This is a genomic window from Sphingomonas sp. MS122 (assembly GCF_049532975.1).
Classification (GTDB): domain Bacteria; phylum Pseudomonadota; class Alphaproteobacteria; order Sphingomonadales; family Sphingomonadaceae; genus Sphingomonas.
The window spans coordinates 3,775,690-3,796,539 of the sequence record NZ_CP186695.1 but is presented as its reverse complement, the minus strand read 5'-3'; the positions used below and the strand labels follow the sequence as shown (position 1 = coordinate 3,796,539).

Genomic DNA, 20,850 nt, shown 5'->3' with positions numbered 1-20,850 from the left:
CCGCCCTGATGCGCCGCGTCGCGGCGGCGGTGGTGATGCCGCGCTTCCGCGCGCTCGCCGCGCACGAGATCGTCGAGAAGAGCCCGGGCGAGGTGGTCACCACCGCCGACCGCGAGGCCGAGCTGCGCCTGCACGAGGGCCTCATGGCGCTCGGCCTCGGCGCGCGCATTATCGGCGAGGAAGCCGCGTCGCGCGATCCCGCATTGCTCGACCGCGTCGGCGAGGGGCTGGTGTGGCTGGTCGATCCGCTCGACGGCACCGCTAATTTCGCCGCCGGGCACGGCCCGTTCGGGATGATGATCGCGCTGGTCGAGGATGGCGAGCCGCTCGCCGGCTGGATGCTCGATCCGCAGAGCGGGCGCCTGTGCCATGCCGAGCGCGGCAAGGGCGCCTGGTGCGACGGCGCGCGCGTGAGCGCCCGCGCCAGCGACAGCGCCCGCCCGGTCGCCGCGCTCGCGACCCAGTTCATGGGCGCGGCACGCCGCGAGCGAGTCCACGCCGCCGCCCGCCGCCGCTTCGCGCAGGTGCCGATCCCGCGCTGCGCCGCGGAGAGCTATCCGCGTCTCGTCTTCGGCAGCAACGACGTCGCCTTGTTCCAGCGCATCCTGCCCTGGGACCACGCGCCCGGCGTGCTGTTCCTCACCGAAGCCGGCGGACATGCGACTCACTGGAACCGCGCGCCCTATCGCGTCGGCGGCGAGGGTGCCGGGCTGCTCGTCGCCGCGGACGCGCGGCATTGGGAAGCGGCGGCGGAGCTGCTGCTGGTTACCGGCGGGGCGCTCATCGACATGGAAACCCGTGCGGCATGAAGCTTCGTTCGACCCGGCTCGCCACCGCCTCGGCGGTGGCGATGCTCTTCCCGTTTCCGCCCCCAATCTCGCTGTCGCCCAGCTCGCCTCGCCGGTCGCGCCGGGAGGGCAGCGGACTGACGCTCCGGTAACCGGCGGCGCGCAAGTCGCCGTGCCGCAAGCCGAGATCGTGCCGTTCCGCCCGCAGACGATCGAGGCGCCTCCGGTCGAGCCCGCCGCGCCGGATGCCGAGACCGGGAGCAAGCCGCCCGCGGCGCGCCCGGCCAATGAATATGAGCAGTTCGTCTCGACCGTCGCGGGCAAGCCGCTGCGTCGCTTCGGCACCGAATTGCTGCTGCCCGAGGCGAAGGGCTTCGCCGTCCCCCCGGTCGCGGCGGTGCCGCCCGACTATCGCCTCAACCCCGGCGACGAGCTGCTGCTCGGCCTCACCGGGTCGGTGCAGGCGTCGGGCCTGCGGCTCGTCATCGATCCCGAGGGACGCATCTTCATCCCGCGCGTTGGCGCGATCCGTGTCGGCGGCGTGCGCTATGGCGACGTCCATGCGGTGATCGAGCGCCAGGTCGCGCGCCAGTATCGCGGCTTCGCGCTCGAAGTCTCGGTCGCCAAGCTGCGCGGCGTCACCGTCTATGTCACCGGCTTCGCGGCGAAACCGGGCGCGTACAATGTCGGCAGCCTCTCGACCCTGGTCAACGCTGTGCTCGCCGCGGGCGGACCCTCGGAGGGCGGCAGCTTCCGCTCGATCCAGCTGCGCCGCGACGGCAGGCTGGTCTCCGATTTCGACCTCTACGACCTGCTCCTGCGCGGCGACCGCAGCGGCGACGCCGTGCTCCAGAATGGCGATGTCCTCTACGTCGCCCCGGCGGGCGACCAGGTCGCGGTGATCGGCAGCGTCAACCGCGAGGCGATCTTCGAGATCGCGCCGAACGAGACTCTCTCCGACGTCCTGCTTTATGCCGGCGGGATCAGCACGATCGCCGACGGCACGCGGCTGATGATGCTCGACTCGCTCGGCCGCTCGGCGACCGGCTGGACCGAGGTCGGCGCCGCCGAAGCCAGGACGCGTCAGGCGCGCCGCGGCGACGTGTTGCGCGTGCTCTCCAACATCGATCTCGCGCGGCCGATGGGCCAGCAATCGGTGCTGGTGACGATCAGCGGCGAAGTCGTCAAGCCCGGCCGTTATTATTTCAAGCCCGGCACGCGCCTCGCCGACGTGGTTGCCGCCGCGGGCGGGCTCACCCCCGAAGCCTTCCCCTATGCCGGCATCATCACGCGCGAGAGCGTCAAGCAGCAGCAGCGCAAGAGCTTCGACCGCGCGATCGAGGACGTCGAATTGCTGCTCACCGCCCAGCCGGTGACCTCGGTCAACCGCGCGCAGCTGATCCAGCCCTCGAACCTCGCCCTGGTGGATTCGGTGGTCGAGCAGCTGCGCAAGCGCGAGCCGACCGGGCGCCTCGTCTTCGACCTGCCGGTCGACGCCGCCGCGCTGCCCGGTGACCTCATCCTCGAGAACAACGACACCATCCATGTGCCGCCGCGGCCGGTGACGGTGGGCGTGTTCGGCGCGGTGCCGAGCCCGGCGTCCTTCGCCTATCGTTCGGGCGGTACGATCGGCGACTATGTCGAATCCGCGGGCGGGGTGCAGAAGCTCGGCGACAAGAAGGAGATCTTCGTCGTCCGCGCCAACGGCACCGTGCTGTCCGACGGCAAGCGCGTGCTGCGCGCGCCGGCACTGCCCGGCGACCTCATCTACGTCCCGATCGACGCCAATCGCGGCGAGTTCTGGGCGCGGCTGCGCGACATCACCGGCACGCTGTTCGGCGGGCTGGTCGGGGCGGCGTCGATCTCGTCGATCGTCAACTGATGCCGGCCGAACGGATCATCGCGTGGATCGGCGATCCGCGCCGCCGCCGCCTCGCTTATGCCGCGCTGGCGCTCGTGCTGCTCGTGCTGTGCGTGGTGCCGCGGCCCTATGTCGCGCGCGCGAAGGTCGTGCCGCAGGACGCCGGGAGCATCGGGCTCGGCTCGATCACCAATTCGGCGGGCGGGGGGCTTCAGGGGTTCGCCGCGCTGCTCGGCGGCGCGAAGACCCCGGTCGATCTCTATCTCGCCGTCGGCCGCGGGACCGAGGTCACCGACACCGTGATCGCGCGCATGAAGCTGGTGGGCGAGGGGGGCTATCCCAGCATCGAGAAGGCCCGCCTCGCGCTGGCCCAGCGAGTCGACATCCACTCGCTCACCGGCGGCATCGTCGAGGTCGAGGTGCGCACGCACGACCCCGCCTTCGCCCAGCGCCTCACCGAAACCTACGTCCGCGCGATCAGCGACCGGCTGACGGCGCTCAGCGAGGATCGCGTCAAGCGCAAGCAGGCGGTGGTGCAGCGCCGCTTCAAGGAAGCCGCCGGCCGCGTGGTCAAGGCCGAGAGCGCGCTCGGCGAGTTCCGCCGCCGTAACAACCTGGCGGCACCCGAGGCCCAGCTCGGTTCCGCTCTGTCGCTGCGCGCCGGCCTCGAAGCCCAGCTCCAGGCCAAGCTGGTGGAGCTCAGCACGCTCGAGCAGTTCCAGGGCCCCGAGAACCCGCAGCTGATGGCGGTGCGCTCCGAAGTGACGCAGCTGCGCGCCCAGATCGCCCAGAGCGCCCGCCCCGACACCGGCCCCGCCGGTCCCAATGTCGCCGGCCTCACCGAAGTCTCGGGCGAGTATCTGAACCTCTACCGCGACTATCGCTTCGCCCAGGCCGTGTACGAGGTCTATGCCCGCGCGTCGGAAGAAGTCGCCGTCGAGACGCTCGCCGCGGAGACCGCCACCGACGTCCAGGTCATCGAGGCGCCGCGCCTCGATGACGACCGCAAGTTCAACATCTCCGCGGTCGCCTTGCTCGCTTTGGTGATCGCGCTCGCGCTGTTCACCGAGCTCTACGCCCCCGCGACCGGCATTCGCTTGTGGAAACGGGCCGAACCGTGACCCGCGCGCCCGAATTGTCCATCGTCATTCCCTGCTTCAACGAGGCGGAGAATGTCCGGGGCATCGTCGCCGCCGTCACCGCCGAGGCGCAGCGCCACGCGGCGAGCCACGAGATCATCCTGATCGACAACAACTCGACCGACGGCACCCGCGACCTGATGCGCGAGCTCTGCGCCGCCGACCCGCGCGTCCGCGCGATCCTCAACAACCGCAATTACGGCCAGATGCGCTCGCCCACCTACGCCATCTACCAGGCCGCGGGCGCGGCGGTGATCGGCATGGGCGCCGACTTCCAGGACCCGCCCGCGATGATCGGCGAGTTCGTCCGGCAGTGGCGCGCCGGCGCGCAGATCGTGCTCGCCCAGCGCCGCTCCGAGCGCACCTCGTGGCTGCTCGGCCAGACCCGCAAGCACGGCTACCGCTTCCTCGCCCGCTTCGGCGACACGCCCGTGGTCCCCGGCGCCACCGGCTTCGGCCTGTTCGATCGCCGGGTGGTCGACACGCTCGCCCGCTGGAACGAGCCCGAGCCCTTCTTCCGCGCGATGCTGGTCGAGAGCGGCTTCCGCCTCGCGATCGTCCCCTTCGACCGTCCCGAGCGCGCCGCGGGCGAGAGCAAGAACGACGTCGCCGCGCTCCTCTCGTTCGCGCTCTCGGGCCTCGCCGGCTCCGCCAAGTCTCTCCTGCGCCTGCCGATCATCCTGTCCGTCTGGGCCGGCGCCGCCGCGCTCGCCCTGCTCCTCGCCGCCGTCATCGCGGCCCTGCTCGGCGGCCCCGGCTGGGCGCTGCTCGCCGCCACCGCCGTCACCGGCATGTTCGCCGTCCTGCTCCTCTTCCTCGGCCTGATCGGCGAGCAGGTCCGCCTGATCTCGGAGCGCACGCGCAACATCCCCCTGGTGATCGAGGCCGAGCGGATCAACTTCCCCCCCGACCGCGCCGCGCCGTGACCCGCCGCCTCCGCCTGCTCCCCGAGATGCTGCTCGCCGCCGCGGTGCTGGCGACGCTCGCCATGAGCGCGGCCTTCTTCCAGCGCACCGGCTACCTCCCGCAGCCCTTCGTGTTCGACACCAACGACACCTTCATGGACTGGTTCAACACCGCCTATTGGGCCAACAACCCCGGCGCCTACGACGTGTGGCGGACGATCTACCCGCCGCTGTCCTTCGTCTTCCTCGACATGTTCAGCATCCCCGGCTGCTATCTCCAGTCGCCCTTCCACGCGCGCGACTGCGACTGGCTCGGCCGCACCACCATCTACGCCTTCTACCTGATCGACGTCGTGCTCATCTGGCTGAGCCTGCGCCGCCTCGACCGCACCACCGCGCCGATGCGCACGATCGCGCTCGGCCTCGGCCTGCCGCTCCTCTTCACCCTCGAGCGCGGCAACCTCATCCTCGCCGGCTTCGCCTGCTTCATCCTCGCCCACGGCCCGCTCCTCCGCCAGGGCTGGGGCAGGGCGCTCGCCGCCGCCGCGACGATCAACTTCAAGCCCTATCTCCTGCTCCCGGTCCTCGCTGATGCCGTGAAGCGCGAATGGCGCCCGCTCGAGATCGCCGGCATCGCCACCCTCCTGCTCTACCTCGTCACGCTCGCCCTGGTCGGCGCCGGCACCCCGGGCGAGATCGTCGCGAACACCGCCAACTGGGTCGTGTTCCAGAGCGGGCAGGTGTGGAACGAGATCAACTATTCGACCAGCTACGCCCCGCTGATGCTGGTGCGGAAGGCGCCGATCCCGCTGCTCCAGTTCGTCTCGTCGCAGACCGTCGACACGATCATCCTCGCCGCCTCGGCCGTGATCCGCGCCACTCAGGGCATCGCGCTCGCCGCGCTGCTCGCCGCCTGGCTCCAGCCCGGCGCGGTCTCGCGCGAGCGCATCGCCGCGCTCCTGCTCGGCGCCTATCTCGTCACCCAGTCGCCCGGCGGCTACACCCAGGTCTTCCTGATCTTCCTCGTCTTCCTCGAGCCGTGGCGCCGCCCCGGCCCGATCGGCGCGCTCGTCTGCGCCTATCTCCTGTGCCTCGTCGGCGACGTCCCGCTCTCGACCATCCTCGAGCTCTCGACCACCAGCTGGCTCAGCGGCCGCCCGGTCGAGCCCGCCTTCGGCCTCACCATCGGCCATTTCGTCCGCCCCGGCGTGATCGCCTTGCTCGTCTGGTCGCTCGCGCTCGACACGATCGCGCAGAGCGTCCGCGCCCACCGCGGGCACCGCCCGGTGCTCGGGCTCGCACCCGCATGATCCTCGACCGCGACCTCGAAGCGGTGAACGCCGCGCTCGCCCCGCTCTGGCCGCGGCTCACCGGCGCGCGCATCTTCATGACCGGCGGCACCGGCTTCATCGGCCGCTGGATGCTCGAAGCCCTGGCGCGCGCCGATCTCGACACCGAAGTGGTCGTGCTGACCCGCGATCCCCACGCCTTCGCCGAAAAGGCCCCGCATCTCGCCGCGCGCGCGTCCCTGCTCCCCGGCGACGTCATGACGTTCGAGCCGCCCAAGGGCCGCTTCACCCATGTCGTCCACGCCGCGACCGACGCCAGCGCCGCGCTCAACGCGCGCGACCCGCTGCGCATGTTCGACACGATCGTCGCCGGCACCCGCCGCGCGCTCGATTTCGCCCGCACCAGCGGGGCAGGGCGCTTCCTCTATCTCAGCTCCGGCGCGGTCTATGGCCCCCAGCCGCCCGAGATCGCCCATGTCGCCGAAAGCTGGCACGGCGGCCCCGACCCGCGCGACCCGCGCTCGGCCTATGGCGAGGGCAAGCGCGCCGCCGAGATGCTCTGCGCGATCTACGCCCGCCAGTTCGGGGTCGAAGTCGTCGGCGCCCGCATCTTCGCGCTGCTCGGGCCGCTGCTCTCGCTCGATATCCATTTCGCCGCGGGCAACTTCATCCGCGACGCGATGGCCGGCGCGCGAATCCGGGTCGAGGGTTCGGGCCAGGCGGTCCGCTCCTATCTCTACGCCGCCGACCTCACCGTCTGGCTGTGGACGCTGCTGCTCGAGGGCCGTTCCGGCGAGACCTATAATCTCGGCTCCGAGGAGGCCGTCTCGATCGCCGATCTCGCACGCCGTACCGCTGCGATCCTCGGCGGCCCGGGGGTCGAGATCCTCGGCCGCCCCGATCCCGGCTGGAATCCCGGCCGCTACGTGCCCTCGACCGCAAAGCTCCGCCGCGACCTCGGCCTCGCCCCCACCGTCGGCCTCGACGAGGCGATCCGCCGCACCGCGCTTCACAACGGATGGAATCCATGAGTCTCGTCAAGCTCTCCGACTGGGTCGCCGCCACGCTCGCGCAGCGCGACATAAGCGACGTCTTCATGCTCACCGGGGGCGGTGCGATGCACCTCAACCACTCGCTCGGCACGCACCCTGCGCTCAAGACGACCTTCACCCATCACGAGCAGGCGCTGGCGATGGCGGCGGAGGCCTATTACCGCCTCACCAACCGCCTCGCGGTGGTCAACGTCACCTCGGGCCCCGGCGGCACCAACGCGATCACCGGCGTCTATGGCGCCTATGTCGATTCGATCGGCATGCTCGTCATCTCGGGCCAGGTGAAGACCGAGACCACCGTCCGCGCCACCGGCCTGCCGTTGCGCCAGTTCGGCGACCAGGAGCTCGACATCGAGGAGCTGGTCCGCCCGGTCACCAAATACGCCACGATGGTCCTCGACCCGCGCTCGATCCGCTACCACCTCGAAAAGGCGATCCACCTCGCCACCACCGGCCGGCCCGGCCCGGTGTGGCTCGACATCCCGCTCGACGTGCAGGCGGCGAAGATCGACCCCGACGACCTGCTCCCCGGCTTCGATCCCGCCGAGCTCGACCAGCCGTGGCAGGCGACCGACCTCGACGCCACCGCCGACGCGATCCTGGCGAAGCTCGTCGCTGCCGAGCGCCCGGTCGTCCTCGCCGGCGGTGGTGTCCGCCTCTCCGGCGCGCATGCCGATTTCCTCGAGCTGATCGACAAGCTCGGCATCCCCGTGGTCACCGGCTGGAACGCGCACGACGTGCTATGGAACGATCACCCGCTCTATTGCGGCCGCCCCGGCACCGTCGGCGATCGCGGCGGCAACATGGTCACGCAGAGCGCGGACCTGCTGCTGATCCTCGGCAGCCGCCTCAACATCCGCCAGGTCAGCTACAACTGGAAGAGCTTCGCGCGCGAAGCCTACAAGATTTGGGTCGACATCGATCCGGTCGAGCTGGCCAAGCCCACCGTCACCCCGGACATGCCGGTGGTCGCGGACCTCGCCGATCTCATCCCGGCATTGCTCGCGCGCGCCTATGCCGGCCCCACCGGCGCCCATGCCGAATGGCTCGACTGGTCGCGCGAACGCGGCAAGCGCTTCCCCGCGGTGCTCCCCGAGTATCGCGACCACGGCCCGAGCATCCATCCATACGTCGCGATGGACGAATTGTTCGCGCAGCTCGACGAGGACGATGTCGTCGTCACCGGCAACGGCAGTGCCTGCGTGGTCAGCTTCCAGGCGGCGGACCTCAAGCCGGGTCAGCGCCTCTGGACCAACTCCGGCTGCGCGACGATGGGCTATGACCTGCCCGCCGCGATCGGCGTGTGGGCGGCGACCAACGGCGAGAAGCGCATCATCGCCATCGCCGGCGACGGCAGCATCATGATGAACATCCAGGAGCTGCAGACGATCGCCGGCTACAATATGCCGGTGAAGATTTTCCTCGTGAACAACAGCGGTTACGTCTCGATCTTCCAGACGCATCGCAACTTCTTCAACGGAGTCGAGGTCGGCGGCGGGCCCAAGAGCAACGTCACCTTCCCCGATTTCGGCAAGGTCGCGACGGCGTTCGGCTTCCATTATTTCCGCGCTGAATCGCACAACGAGCTGCCCGGCGCGATCGCCTCGGCGCTGGCGATGGACGGCCCGGTGCTGTGCGAGCTGATCATCGACGAGCATGTCGCCTTCGCCCCCAAGCTCGGCGCCAAGGCGCACCCGGACGGCCGCATCACCTCGCCCGCGCTCGAGGACCTCTCGCCGTTCCTCCCGCGCGAGGTCCTGGCCGCGAACATGCGCATCCCGCTGATGGAGGAATCATGATGGGCCTTGCTGCCTTCAGCCAGGGACGAACTGTTCTTCCTTCGTCACCCCGGCCTTGTGCCGGGGGCCACTCAGCCTCACGCGCTGCGATCGAGCCTCGTTTTCCCCGCTTGCCGGCCGGTGGGCCCCGGCACGAGGCCGGGGTGACGGGGCGCGTGGAGAGGAGGCTCCGACCATGATCGGGACGAGGGCGGAACGCCCCCTGCGCTTCGCCGCGGCCGGCATCGCGAACACCATCTTCGGGCTCGGTATCTATCCGCTGCTGCTATGGGCGGTGCCGGCGTTCCACACCCATTATCTGCTCGCGCTCGGCATCGCTCAGGCGGTCAGCCTGTGCTTCGCCTTCACCACCTACAAGCTCGGCGTGTTCCGCACCCGCGGCAACGTCATGCGCGAGTTCGGTGCCTTCGCCGGCTTCTATCTCGCCAACTATGCCGCCAACTGGGTCGCGCTGCCGATCCTGGTCGAGGTCGGCGGCATCCCGCCGGTGATCGCGCAATTGGGCTTCGCGCTGGTGATCATCGTGACCAGCTGGTTCTGGCACAGCCGGGTCACCTTCCGCGCGGCGGGGAGGGGGGCATGAGCGAATTCCTCCAGCGCCCTTGCCCGGCCTGCGGATCGCGCGACACCCGCAGCGAGATGCGCGCGGGCAAGGCGGCCGAGACGATGTCGCTCGACGCGCTGCGGCCCTTCTGGGCCGGGCTGTTCAAGGAGAAATGCTTCTTCTCCTATCACCGCTGCCGCGATTGCGGGCTGCTCTACAACCCGGTGTTCTTCACCCCGGCGCAGCTTGGCGAGCTCTATGCCCGCATGGCGCCGAACATGGACGCGGTGGGCGACGCCGCGATCGTCGCGACCCAGCGCGGCTATTTCGCCCGCGCGGCGGCGGATGGCGGCCTGGCGGGCGGCTATCTCGAGATCGGCCCCGATGTCGGCCATATCGTGCGCGAGGCGGCGCGCCATGGCGGGTTCGACCGCTTCTGGCTGTTCGAGCCCAACGTCGCGATCCACGACCAGCTCCGCGCCGCGGCAGGCGGCAAGCCGGCTTTGCTCTCGACCGGCATGGACGATCTCTCGCCGGTGCCCGACGCGTCGGTCGGCCTCGCCGTGATGGTTCACGTCCTCGACCACCTGCTCGATCCGCTGGCGATGCTCGCGCAGATCCGCGCCAAGCTGCGCCCCGGCGGCACGCTGATGATCGTCACGCATGACGAAAGCTCGCTGCTGCGGCGGGTGATGGGCATGCGCTGGCCGCCCTTCTGCCTTCAGCATCCCGAGCTCTACAGCCCGGCGACGATGACCGACCTGCTCGGCCGCGCCGGGTTCGGCAGCGTCCGGGTCGAGCGCAGCCGCAACGTCTTCCCGCTCGACTTCCTCGTGCGCCAGGCGGCGTGGGCGGCGGGGCTGCGGGTCAGGCGCGTGCCGCTGCCGGTCGTGCCGATCGGGCTCAAGCTCGGCAATATCCTGACGCTGGCGAAGGCGCCGGCTCAGGCGGCGGCGCGTTCGCCCGTGCTCGAGGCGGCGGAATAGTCGGCGATCTGGGCCAGGGTGACGGCGCGCGCGTCCGCGCCCGCGCCGACCGCCTTGTGCCAGGCGACGATCCACTCCAGCGCCCTGTCGAGCGTCAGGGCAGGGCGCCAGCCGAGCGCGGCGCGCGCCTTCGAGCTGTCGAGCCGCAGCAGCCCCGCCTCGTGCGGCCGCGGCCCGCCGTCGAGCAGCGGCGCGTCGCTGCCGCCCCATGCCGCGCGCATCCGCTCGACGATCCAGCTCACCGGCCGCGCATCCTCGTCCGACGGGCCGAAGTTCCAGGCATCGGCGAAGCTGCGCTCGCCCGCCATCAGCCGCTCGGCGATCGCGATGTATCCGCCCAGCGCCTCCAGCACGTGCTGCCACGGCCGCACCGCGTCGGGCGAGCGGATCAGCGGCGCGGTGCCCGTCTCGAACGCGCGGATCAGATCGGGGACCAGCCGGTCCACCGCCCAGTCGCCGCCGCCGATGACGTTGCCCGCGCGCACCGTGGCGAGGGCGGGGCCGTCAGCCTCGAAGAACGAACTGCGCCACGACGCCGCCGCCAGCTCGGCGCAGCCCTTGCTGCTGCTGTACGGGTCGTGCCCGCCCATCGGGTCGGTCTCGCGATAGGGCCACACCCATTCGCGGTTGGCGTAGCATTTGTCGCTGGTGACGCAGACGATGGCCTCGACCCCGCCGACCTGCCGCGCGGCCTCGAGGACGTGGACGGTACCCATCACGTTGGTCGCATATGTACCTACGGGGTCGGAATAGGACTCCCGCACCAGCGGCTGCGCGGCGAGGTGGAAGACAAGTTCCGGCTTTGCCCTGGCGAACGTCGAATGCACCGCGTCGTAAACGCCAACATCGTCCACGACATGTTCCACCAATTCTCCAATCCGCGCCGCCTCGAACAGGCTCGGCTGGGTCGGCGCCGGGAGCGCCAGGCCGGTCACTTCGGCCCCCAGCGAATGCAGCCACAGGCTCAGCCAGCTGCCCTTGAATCCGGTATGCCCGGTGACCAGCACCCGGCGCCCGCGCCACCCGCTCACCAGCGCTTCCACGGCGCATTTCCGCCGTTCCACAGCTCTTCCAGGTACAGCTTGTCGCGCAGCGTATCCATCGGCTGCCAGAAGCGCTCATGGCGATAGCCCATCAGCTCGCCGCCGCGCGCCAGCGTCTCCAGCGGCCCTTGTTCCCACACCGTGTCGGGCCCGTCGATCAGGTCGAGCACCGAGGGATCGGCGACGAAGAAGCCGCCATTGATCTGACCCCCGTCGCCCGCCGGCTTTTCCTTGAAATCAGTGACTTGCGTACCCGTGAACTCGAGCGCTCCGAACCGCCCCGGCGGCGACACCGCGGTGATCGTCGCGCGAAGCCCGTGCGCCTTGTGGAAGTTCACCAGGTCGGCGATATCGATGTCCGCGACGCCGTCGCCATAGGTGAAGCAGAAGGGCTCATCGTCATCGAGATACTGGCGGATCGCCCCCAGCCGCCCGCCGGTCATCGTCGCCGCGCCGGTCTCGACCAGCGTGATGCGCCAGGGCTCGGAACGCGCATGGTGTACTTCCATCCCGTTGCCGCCGCGCAGGTCGATGGTGACGTCGGAGGTGTGGAGGAAGTAGTTCGCGAAGAACTCCTTGATCAGATAGCCCTTGTAGCCGAGGCAGATCACGAAGTCGTTGAATCCGGCGGCGGAATAGATCTTCATGATGTGCCACAGGATCGGCATGCCGCCGATTTCGACCATCGGCTTGGGCCGAACCGCGGTTTCCTCCCCAAGCCGGGTGCCAAGCCCACCGGCCAGAATTACGGTTCGCATCGTCACTCCACGTCATGCCATTCGCCGATATGACGGACCCGATCCTCCCCGCCCGTAACGCGCGCCGCTCCGGCTGGGGGGAGCGCGCCTTCCTCCTGCTCGTCCTCCTCATGGCGGCGGCGATCCGCATTCGGGGGGTGGATTTCGGGCTCCCCGCGCTCAACGACCCCGACGAACCGCTGTTCGTGATGATCGCGATCGACATGCTGCGCGGCGGCAGCCTCAATCCGGGCTGGTTCGGGCATCCGGCGACACTTACCTTCTACGCGCTCGCGCTGGTGATGCTTGCGGTGGGCGGGATCGGGATCGCGACCGGGCGTTTCGCCGATACCGACGCGTTCGTCGCCGCGGTCTATGCCGATCCCGCGATCCTGTTCGTGCCCGCGCGATTGTTCTTCGTGGCATGCGGCGTGCTGTGCGTGTTCCTCACCTGGCGGCTGGGGAGGCGGCTCGGCGGCCCCCGGCTCGGGCTGATCGCGGCGGCTTTCCTCGCCGTCAACGCGATCCATGTCGAATATTCGCAGCTGATCCGCACCGACGTGCAGGCGAGCGTGTTCATCCTGCTCGCGACGCTGGCGGCGCTCGACATATTGGAGCGAGGGCGGCTGCGCGATCATGCCGCGGCGGGCGCGCTCGTCGCGCTCGGCATTGCGACCAAATGGCCGGCGGCGTTGGTGATGCTGAACCCCCTCGCGGCCGTGCTGTGGCGCGCCATTCCACGCGGCCCGCTGGTGCGCCCGCTCGTGGTGCTCGGCATCACTGCCGCAGCGACGCTGGTGATCGTCTCCCCCTATCTGCTGCTCGACCATGCGACCGTCGCGCAGAACCTCGCGGGCGAGGCGCGGCCGCTGCACCCCGGCGCGACCGGCGGGGGCTTCCTCGCCAATCTCGGCTGGTATGTGCGCGGACCCTTGCTCGAAGCCTTCGGATGGCTCGGCCTGACGGCGGCAGCGGCGGGCGCGGTGCTCGCGCTGCGCAGCCGCCAGGCGGTCGTCGCGATCCTGCCCGGCGTGGTGGCGCTCGGCATCGTGATCTGCGCCCAGGCGCTGGTGTGGGAGCGCTGGCTCGTACCGCTGCTGCCCTTCCTCGCGCTCGCCGCCGCCGGCACGATCTGCGCGCTCGCCAACTTGCTACGCAGGTATCTGGGACGACGGCCGACGGGGTTCGAGCCGGTCGCGACGCTGGTGCTGCTCGTCCCGATGCTCACCGCCGCGCAAGCCGGATATATCGAGCGCGCCAACGACACGCGCCAGGCCGCGTCGGCCTGGATCGAGGCGCATGTCCCGCGCGGCAGCACGATCCTGGTCGAGCATGCCGCGATCGACCTGATCCAGCGCGGCTGGCGCGCGCGCTTCCCGCTCGGTTCGGCCGGCTGCATCGACGGCCGCGACGCGCTGGCGGGCAAGATCAGCTACGGCGAGGTCGAGAAAAGGCGCACCGGCCGCGCGGTGGTCGACTTGGGCCACGTCGCGCCCGCGCGGCTGGCGAGCTGCCGCGCGGATTTCGCGATCTTCACCCACTACGATGTCTATCGCGCTGCCCCGCGCGGGTTCGAGCCGCAGCTTCGTACCTATGAGGTACTGGCGGCGGGGCGACGCGTCCGCGCGGTCATCCGGCCCGAAGCGGGAAGGCGTGGCGGTCCGGTGGTGCACATTGTGGAGCTGCGCCGGCGCTAGGCGCACGGATTGCAGAATTCGGTAACTTGCGCCTTATATGGAAGCGCCTGGCCGAGTGGCGCGACCATGGGGGAAAGAATGCCTGCTGATTTTCCTTCCCCGTTCGAGTAGCGCCGCGATGTGGCTGAAGGCATTGTTCCAGCCGTCGCTGAACCTGTCGGTAAAGCTGTCCGCCAGCCATGTGGCGCAGGTCTATGAGCGCCCGGGCCGCTGGATGCCGGGCCACGACCGGGCGGTCCTCGCCGCGGCGCTGCGCGAGATCGCGGCGCGGTCGCTTCCCGCCGGGCAACTCGACTATGGCGTGTTCCGCGAAGATTCGGGCGCGCTCGACCGCGCCGTGATCATGCTGATCCGCGAGCACGGCTCGGGACGGCCGGTCGCGTTCAACGCGCTCACGCTGCTCGACGTCACCTATCGCGGCCGACCCGAGACCGTCACGCATCTCGGCCTGGTGCTGATCGACCCGGCGGCGCGTGGGAAGGGCTTTTCCTGGGCGCTCTACGGGATGACCACGTTGCTGCTGTTCGTGCGCAACCAGCTGCGCCCGTTCTGGATCTCGAGCGTCACGCAAGTCCCGGCGGTGGTGGGACTGGTCTGCGAAGGCTTCAGCAACGTCTTCCCATCGCCGGACGGTGCGGCCCGCCGCTTCGATCACCTCGCGATCGCGCGCCAGATCATGCAGCGCCACCGCGCCGCATTCGGGGTCAGCGCCGACGCGCGGTTCGACGAGACGCGCTTCGTGATCGAGGACGCCTACCGCGGCGGCTCGGACCATCTCAAGAAGACGTTCGACGCCGCGCCCAAGCATCGCGACGCGGCATTCAATGATTTCTGCGCCGGGACGCTCGACTATGACCGTGGCGACGACGTGCTGCAGGTCGGCGAGATGAACCTCGCCGCCGCGCGCCGCTATCTGCTGCAGGACGTGCCCCGGCACTCGCTCCCGGCGCTGCTCGGTGCCGCGCTGTTCCTGCTCGTCCAGCGCGCGGTGCTGCCGGTGGTCTATTGGCTGAGCCCCGCGCGCCAATGGGGGCGGTTGCGGCCGTGGCGGGAGACTGGCGATGTTTGACTATGCCGAGATGACCAACCGCAATATCGGCTTCGTCAGCGAAGCCGAGCAGGCCAAACTGCGCACGGCGCCAGTGTTCGTGTGCGGCGTCGGCGGGATGGGCGGCGCGTGCCTGATGGCGCTGGTCCGCGCCGGCTTCTCGCGGCTGGTGATCGCCGACCTCGACGAATTCGAGGTGTCCAACCTCAACCGCCAGCTGTTCGCGACGCTCGACAGCGTGGGCCGGCACAAGGCGGAGGCCAGCCGCGACCAGTGCCTGCGCATCAATCCGCAGGCGGAGATCGAGGTGCTGCACCGCGACTGGCCTGATCACCTCGACCGCGTACTGGAGACGGCCAAGATCGTGGTCAACGGCACCGACGATCTCGTGGCCGGCCTACGCCTCTATCGCGGCGCCCGTGCGAGCGGCGGGACGGTGATCGACGCCTATGCCTCGCCTTTGCCCTCGGTCTACGTCACGCGGCCCGGCGATCCGATGCCCGAGGAACGGCTGCGCTATCCAACCCGCGGCAAGCCGATTGAGGCGGTGACCGACGCCGACCGCGCCGAGGCGTTTCTGCGCGAGGCCGAGCATGTCCTGCTCAACAGCAGCTCGCGGCATCATATCGATCTCGATCTCGCGGGCGAGGTGGCGGCGGGGCGCCGCAGCCGCATGTCGTTCGCGCCGATGGTGATCAGCACGGGCATGCTGATGGCGTACGAAGCGATCCATCTCGCGATCGGGCGCTCGAGCGGCACCGATTGCCGCGGCTGGTTCCTCAACGTGCACAAGCCGCGCATCGAGCGTCCGATGCCGGCGCCGGTCGCCGCGCTGCTGCGGCCGCTGGTCCGCCACGCGCTGCAACGGATGATCGCGGGATGAGCGCCGAGGCGATTACCGACAGCCTGGTCAACGCGCTCGGCCTTGCCGGCGTGCTTGCGCTGATCCTGGCCGTGCGCCGCCGCGACGCGCCTGGCGCGATGCGCTGGCGCTGGACCTTGGCGCTCGGGCTGGTCGGGGTGATGTATGCCAGCCGTGGCCTGTTCTGGATCGGCGCGGGTGCGGGCTTCAACGCCGTGACGGCGATTGCCGCCGCGATGATCCCGCTCGCGGTGCTGCTGCTGGTCGAGGGGCTGATCCGGCGGCACGCGCCGCTGATCGTCAAGCTGCTCATCCTCGCGGGAACGGTTGCGGTGCTGGTCGCTAGCCTGACCGGCGCGTCGCGGGCCACGCTCGCGCTCGGCGCGCATATCGGGCTCGGCATGACGCTCGGCGTCGCGACCGCGCTCGCCGGCTTGCGCGGCCTCGATCGCGGCGAGCGGCGCGCGGTGGTCGCGCTGGCGCTGTGCCAGGTCGCGCTGATTCCGGCGGCGCTCACCGATTTTCGCGAGTTGCCGCTCGACATGCCGGCGCGGCTTTCGCCGCTCGCGGTGATGCTGCTCGGCTGGGTCGGCCTGACCATCGGGGCATGGCGCGTCGGTGAGCGGATCGCATGGTTCTTCTTCCTGGTCGTGATCGCGGCGCTGGCCGGCGCGGGCCTCGCCGCCGGCACGTCCGGGCTGAGCGCAATGCAGACCAGCCTGGTCATCCTCGCCGCGCTGCTGCTGGTGACGATCAGTGCCGAGGCGGTCGCCTCGCGGGATGCCGGCCTTGCCTTGCGACGCGCGCTGGCCGCGACGCCGCCGGGGGACCGCGAGGCGCTGCTGCAGGCGATCACCGCCAGCGAGACGCTCGGCAGCGGCACGATCCTGTCGGGCGGACTTCTCGACGTCGCCGATCCCGATGCACTCGCTGCGCTGGCCGCGGCGCATCCCGTGCTGCGCCGCCGTGACGCGCCCTGGGGCATGGCGCGCGACGAGATGCTGGCCGAGGCCGTCGCCGCGCTGTTCGAGACCCACAACGCGACTCACCTCCTCGCGCTGCGCCAGTCGCCGCTCGAGCTGCTCGCGATCAACCTGCCCGGGCTCTCGGCCGATCTCTCGGCCGAGACCGACCTGGCGCTGGCGCAGCGGCTGCTCGCCGCGACTGCCGGAAAGGGCCATCCATGATCACTATGCGCACCGGCGACCGCGCCGCCGCCTTCGAGATTCCGTTCCGCGTCTATCCCGCGCCGAGCCCCTATGTCTCGCCGATGCGGGCCGATCTCGACCGCATCCTCGATCCGGCGCGCAACCCGCTGGTGACCGAGGGGCATGGCCGGTTCGAGCTGTTCACCGCGCACCGCGACGGGCAGCCGGTCGGGCGGATCGTCGCCGCGATCCATGATGCCTCGAATACCCGCCACGGCACGCGCCGGGCGCAGTTCGGCTTCTTCGACTGCGCCGACGACGCCGAGGTCGCGGCGGTATTGCTCGGGGCGGCCGAGAATTGGGGCCGGGAACGTGGCGCGAAGGAGATCGCAGGTAATTTCAACCTCACCGCGATGCAGATGACCGGCGTGGTCACTTCGGGGTTCGACGCCGCGCCCTATACCGACATGATGTGGTCGCCGCCCTATCTCCCGCGCTTGCTCGAAGCGAACGGCTACCGCCCGGTCTTCGACATGACCACCTTCGCTTATGACCTCGACCGGCTCGATCCCGCGCTGCTGCTCGGGCCGAAGCAGCGTGCGATCCTCGACGATCCCGACTATCAGTGGCTCGGCGTCACGCGCCGCACCTTCGCCGCGCGGATGGAGGACGCCCGGCTCGTGCTCAACGCTGGCTTCGACCGCAACCCGATGTTCGTGCCGCTGACTCCGGCGGAGTTCGCCTTCCAGGCGGGCGAGATGATGTGGATCATGGACTATCGCCTGCCGGTGATCGTCCACCACCGTGACGCCCCGGTCGGTGCCCTGCTCTGTGTGCCCGACATGAATCCCTTCATTCGCGACACGCGCGCGCGGATCGGCCTCGCGACTCCATTCCATTTCCTGCGCCACCGCCTCAGGCGCACCCGCGCCGTGATCCTGCTCTATTCGGTCGACCCGGCCCACCAGAATCGCGGGCTCAACGGCGCGATGCTGTTCCGCCTCGCGACCGCGCTCAAGCAGGCTCGCTACAAGAGCGTCGGCGGCACCTGGATCGCCGACGTCAACGGCGCGAGCCTGCGCCAGGCCGAGAAGATCGGGGCGCGGCCGCTGCACGACCTCGCCATTTTCGGAAAGCAACTCGATGGCTGACATGGACCTGCTCACGCGCGTGGTGACTCGCGCACGGCTCGCCCCGAGCGTCCACAACGTCCAGCCGACGCGCTGGTCGCTGGATGGCGAGGGCCGGATTCTGCTGCTCGACGAACCCGCGATCCGCTTGCCGGTCGCCGACCCCAACGGCCGCGACATCGCAATCTCCCACGGCGCGGCGCTCGAAGGGACCTTGCTGAGCCTTGCGGTGGAGGGATGGACGGGGCAGGTCGAGCAGGCCGAAGGCGCACTCGCCGCGATCCGCACCGCACCCGATACCCCCGCCGCTCTGCCCGAGGTGGAGAGCCGTGCGACTTGGCGAGGAAATTTCGCTCCCTTGCCCGATCCGTCCGCGCTCGACCGGATCGAGGCCGAATGCGCGGACCTGCTGCTGGTCCGGGGCAGCGAGGCGATCGCACGCGTCGCCGCGCTCGGCGACGACACGTCGATGCATTTCCTGCGCGACGACGCGCATCGGCGCGAACTGCGCCAATGGATGCGGCTGACACGCGCGCATCCGGACTGGGCCCATGATGGCCTCAACGCCGACGCGATGGCGCTGAATCCGATCGAGGCGCGCGCCGCCGGGCTCGTGCTCGGTGCGCTGTTCGGGCCGCTCGACCGCATCGGGCTGACTTCCACGCTGCTCTCCGAGCGCGCCAAGACCGCCAGCGCGGCGGCAATCGCGCTGTTCGTGCGCCCGGCCGGCGAGTCCCCGATCGAGACCGGCCGTGCCTTCTACCGCGCCTGGCTTGCGATCGAACGCCACGGCCTCGCGGCATGCCCGATGTCGGTCCTGGCCGACTGGGGCGAGACCAACGGGCTGCTCGCCACCGAGCATGGCGTGCCGGCGGGCCGAGCGCTGATCAGCGTGTTCCGGATCGGGCTGCGTCCTCGGCCTGCGGCCACACGGCGCGCGCGATGGGAACCCCGTCAGCTGATCCGCGCCCGCCTCAGCTGATCCGGGGTCTCGCCGTCGTCTCCGATGGCGGCACGCAGCGCCTGCGAGAACATCCGCACGTCCTCGGGCCGCCGCAGCATGTCGACCAGCGCCAGCCCGCCGCGTGCGAGCAGCGGGACTGCGTAGACGCGCGCGAGGTCGGTCTTGCCCGCCAGCTGCGCGGCGACGCACAAGCCGAGCTGGGCCGGCGGGAAGCCCGGCGCGGCACGCTCGGCCTCGAGCAGCAGACGCAGCGCCTCCTCGGGTTTGCCCAGCTGGAGCATGGCGAAGCCGATCCCGGTCAGCGTCTGGCCGAGCGCACCGCTCACCGGGTTGATCCGCAGCGCGAGTTCGAAACGGTCGGCGGCGCGCGCCGGGTCGCCGCGGATCACGTCGACCCAGCCGCCCCAGAAGAGCGCGGGCTGGTGCGCCGGCAGCAGGTGCAGCGCGCGGCCGATGATGCGGTCCGCCATGTCGATGTCGCCGCCGATATTGACCAGCGTGCCCGCGCAATAGCCCAGCGCTTCGACATTGTCGGCGCCGAAGCGCATCGCCGCCTGGTAGTTCTGGATCGCGCGGCGCAGCACCGCCTCGCGATCGGGGCTGTGGTGCAGCATCCAGGCGATGCTGTTGCAATAGGCGGCGAGCGAGGTGGCCCAGGGACAGGTCGGGTCGTTCTCGACGAGCTGCATAGTGAGGGTGATGGCCTCGGCGATCGCCTCCTTCTCCCAGCTGCGCGAGAGCGCGTTGGCGCGCCAGTAGCGCTCGTAATCGCCCGAAACGGGACCGGTCAGGCGCAGGCTGCGCTGACGCTCGGCGTGATCGACCTTGGTCCAGATCTGCGGCGCGATGCGCGCGGCGATCTCCTGCTGCAGAGTGAAGCTGGCGTCGGATTGCCCGACGAAGGATTCGGCCCAGAACTGCTCGCCGCTGCGCCCTTCGACCAGTGCGACCGAAACCCGGAGCCGGTCGCCGTCGCGCAGGATGCTCCCTTCGAGCAGATAGCGCACCCCCAGCCGGTGCGCGATCTCGGTACGTGCGAGGCCCGCGTCGGCAAGGGTCCGCGCTGCGTTGCTGGACACGATGAACAGCTGTGGGAAGGCGCTCAGGCACACGCTGACTTCGTCGGCCAAGCCCGCGCCAAGCCAGCTCCGCATGGCCTCGCCGGGCACGGCGAACGGCAGCACCGCCACCGAGGGCTTGGGCGGAAGGCGCGGCGCGCGCCCGTGAAGCGTCTCCTCGGCCCCCGGCACCGCGGCCCCGAACACTTCGGAAGCGGCGGGCAGGGGGGCCGGGGGTTCGGGGACGAGGAGGTCGAGCATGTCGCGAACGCGCTCGCGTTCCTCCCTGAGCCAGTCCTCAAACGCGTCGCAATCGGGCAAATCGATGCCTTCGAGGAAGTCGCCGGCATAGCGCATGCGCGCGTCGGGCGGACCGAGCCCGAGCGCGAAGATGTCGACCTCGATCCGGTCGATCGCCAGCGCGACGCGCTTGGTCTCCGGGATCAGCAGGTCGCCGGCGCCATGCTCGCACAGCTGCTTGCGCAAGTTGGAGAGCTCGCGGCGCAGGCTGTCCTGCGCCTGCTTGGCGCCGCGCGAGCCCCACAGCATCGCCTCGAGCTTGCGGCGCGACCGCACGCCGCCCGGCGAGACCACCACCAGCGCGATCAGCGCCATGCCCTTCTGGCTGCTGATGTCGATGCGGCGCCCGTCCGGCGCGAACAAGCCGAATGGACCCACCAGGTTGAGGCGGTAGCGCTCCATGATCTCTTCCCCCGAATTCAGTCTATCAGATTGAATCCGCTGGCACAGAAGCTTTTCACGCTTTTCGGATGCCGGTTCGGGCAGGATCGGCCCGCAAT

General features: G+C 70.2%; 18 protein-coding genes. 15 read left to right on the top strand and 3 right to left on the bottom strand.

Annotated elements, in window-relative coordinates:
• The first annotated feature begins 8 nt into the window (after positions 1 to 8).
• The 9 genes from ACO227_RS18080 (at position 9) to ACO227_RS18040 (ending at position 10,363) form a co-directional block, all read left to right on the top strand.
• A complete protein-coding gene (locus ACO227_RS18080) occupies positions 9 to 809 on the top strand; it encodes an inositol monophosphatase family protein (RefSeq protein WP_423603768.1) in 801 nt (266 codons plus the stop codon).
• Positions 799 to 2,670 carry an SLBB domain-containing protein gene (locus tag ACO227_RS18075; protein WP_423603766.1) on the top strand — a complete coding sequence of 624 codons (1,872 nt, stop codon included), beginning with the start codon at positions 799 to 801 and terminating at the stop codon, positions 2,668 to 2,670. Before ACO227_RS18080 ends, ACO227_RS18075 begins: the two co-directional genes overlap by 11 nt.
• Positions 2,670 to 3,770 (top strand): capsule biosynthesis protein, encoded by a 1,101-nt coding sequence (locus ACO227_RS18070; RefSeq protein ID WP_423603764.1) that lies wholly within the window; start codon positions 2,670 to 2,672, stop codon positions 3,768 to 3,770. The genes ACO227_RS18075 and ACO227_RS18070 overlap by 1 nt, the downstream gene beginning before the upstream one ends.
• A complete protein-coding gene (locus tag ACO227_RS18065) occupies positions 3,767 to 4,714 on the top strand; it encodes a glycosyltransferase family 2 protein (RefSeq protein WP_423603762.1) in 948 nt (315 codons plus the stop codon). The genes ACO227_RS18070 and ACO227_RS18065 overlap by 4 nt, the downstream gene beginning before the upstream one ends.
• Positions 4,711 to 6,003, top strand: coding sequence for a hypothetical protein (locus ACO227_RS18060; protein WP_423603760.1), 1,293 nt, complete (start codon positions 4,711 to 4,713; stop codon positions 6,001 to 6,003). The genes ACO227_RS18065 and ACO227_RS18060 overlap by 4 nt, the downstream gene beginning before the upstream one ends.
• The gene (locus ACO227_RS18055) at positions 6,000 to 7,013 is read left to right on the top strand and encodes an NAD-dependent epimerase/dehydratase family protein (RefSeq protein WP_423603758.1); all 1,014 of its coding nucleotides are present in this window, start codon (positions 6,000 to 6,002) and stop codon (positions 7,011 to 7,013) included. Before ACO227_RS18060 ends, ACO227_RS18055 begins: the two co-directional genes overlap by 4 nt.
• Positions 7,010 to 8,833, top strand: coding sequence for a thiamine pyrophosphate-binding protein (locus tag ACO227_RS18050; protein ID WP_423603757.1), 1,824 nt, complete (start codon positions 7,010 to 7,012; stop codon positions 8,831 to 8,833). The genes ACO227_RS18055 and ACO227_RS18050 overlap by 4 nt, the downstream gene beginning before the upstream one ends.
• A 175-nt stretch (positions 8,834 to 9,008) precedes the next feature.
• Positions 9,009 to 9,416 (top strand): GtrA family protein, encoded by a 408-nt coding sequence (locus ACO227_RS18045; RefSeq protein ID WP_423603755.1) that lies wholly within the window; start codon positions 9,009 to 9,011, stop codon positions 9,414 to 9,416.
• Positions 9,413 to 10,363: a class I SAM-dependent methyltransferase gene (locus ACO227_RS18040; RefSeq protein ID WP_423603754.1), complete on the top strand. Its 951-nt coding sequence runs from the start codon at positions 9,413 to 9,415 to the stop codon at positions 10,361 to 10,363. Before ACO227_RS18045 ends, ACO227_RS18040 begins: the two co-directional genes overlap by 4 nt.
• On the opposite strand, the gene rfbG is transcribed toward ACO227_RS18040, so the two are convergent.
• Together rfbG and rfbF are read right to left on the bottom strand one after the other, a co-directional pair.
• Complete coding sequence (gene rfbG, locus ACO227_RS18035; protein ID WP_423603752.1) at positions 10,321 to 11,406, bottom strand: CDP-glucose 4,6-dehydratase; 1,086 nt, start codon at positions 11,404 to 11,406, stop codon at positions 10,321 to 10,323. The two genes, ACO227_RS18040 and rfbG, sit on opposite strands and share 43 nt — an antisense overlap.
• Positions 11,391 to 12,164, bottom strand: a complete 774-nt coding sequence (rfbF, locus tag ACO227_RS18030; protein ID WP_423603750.1) for a glucose-1-phosphate cytidylyltransferase — start codon at positions 12,162 to 12,164, stop codon at positions 11,391 to 11,393. The genes rfbG and rfbF overlap by 16 nt, the downstream gene beginning before the upstream one ends.
• Before the next feature lie 29 nt (positions 12,165 to 12,193).
• Here rfbF and ACO227_RS18025 point away from each other — a divergent pair, with 29 nt between their 5' ends.
• The 6 genes from ACO227_RS18025 (at position 12,194) to ACO227_RS18000 (ending at position 19,010) form a co-directional block, all read left to right on the top strand.
• Positions 12,194 to 13,840 carry an ArnT family glycosyltransferase gene (locus ACO227_RS18025; RefSeq protein ID WP_423603748.1) on the top strand — a complete coding sequence of 549 codons (1,647 nt, stop codon included), beginning with the start codon at positions 12,194 to 12,196 and terminating at the stop codon, positions 13,838 to 13,840.
• Between the two features lie 118 nt (positions 13,841 to 13,958).
• On the top strand, positions 13,959 to 14,909 hold the full coding sequence (locus tag ACO227_RS18020; RefSeq protein WP_423603747.1) for a hypothetical protein: 951 nt from the start codon (positions 13,959 to 13,961) through the stop codon (positions 14,907 to 14,909).
• The gene (locus ACO227_RS18015; protein WP_423603746.1) at positions 14,902 to 15,771 is read left to right on the top strand and encodes a HesA/MoeB/ThiF family protein; all 870 of its coding nucleotides are present in this window, start codon (positions 14,902 to 14,904) and stop codon (positions 15,769 to 15,771) included. Before ACO227_RS18020 ends, ACO227_RS18015 begins: the two co-directional genes overlap by 8 nt.
• Complete coding sequence (locus ACO227_RS18010; protein WP_423603744.1) at positions 15,768 to 16,937, top strand: hypothetical protein; 1,170 nt, start codon at positions 15,768 to 15,770, stop codon at positions 16,935 to 16,937. The genes ACO227_RS18015 and ACO227_RS18010 overlap by 4 nt, the downstream gene beginning before the upstream one ends.
• A complete protein-coding gene (locus tag ACO227_RS18005) occupies positions 16,934 to 18,049 on the top strand; it encodes a GNAT family N-acetyltransferase (RefSeq protein WP_423603743.1) in 1,116 nt (371 codons plus the stop codon). The genes ACO227_RS18010 and ACO227_RS18005 overlap by 4 nt, the downstream gene beginning before the upstream one ends.
• Positions 18,042 to 19,010 (top strand): hypothetical protein, encoded by a 969-nt coding sequence (locus ACO227_RS18000; RefSeq protein WP_423603741.1) that lies wholly within the window; start codon positions 18,042 to 18,044, stop codon positions 19,008 to 19,010. The genes ACO227_RS18005 and ACO227_RS18000 overlap by 8 nt, the downstream gene beginning before the upstream one ends.
• On the opposite strand, the gene ACO227_RS17995 is transcribed toward ACO227_RS18000, so the two are convergent.
• Complete coding sequence (locus ACO227_RS17995; RefSeq protein ID WP_423603739.1) at positions 18,983 to 20,752, bottom strand: hypothetical protein; 1,770 nt, start codon at positions 20,750 to 20,752, stop codon at positions 18,983 to 18,985. The genes ACO227_RS18000 and ACO227_RS17995 overlap by 28 nt on opposite strands.
• Positions 20,753 to 20,850: the final 98 nt, after the last annotated feature.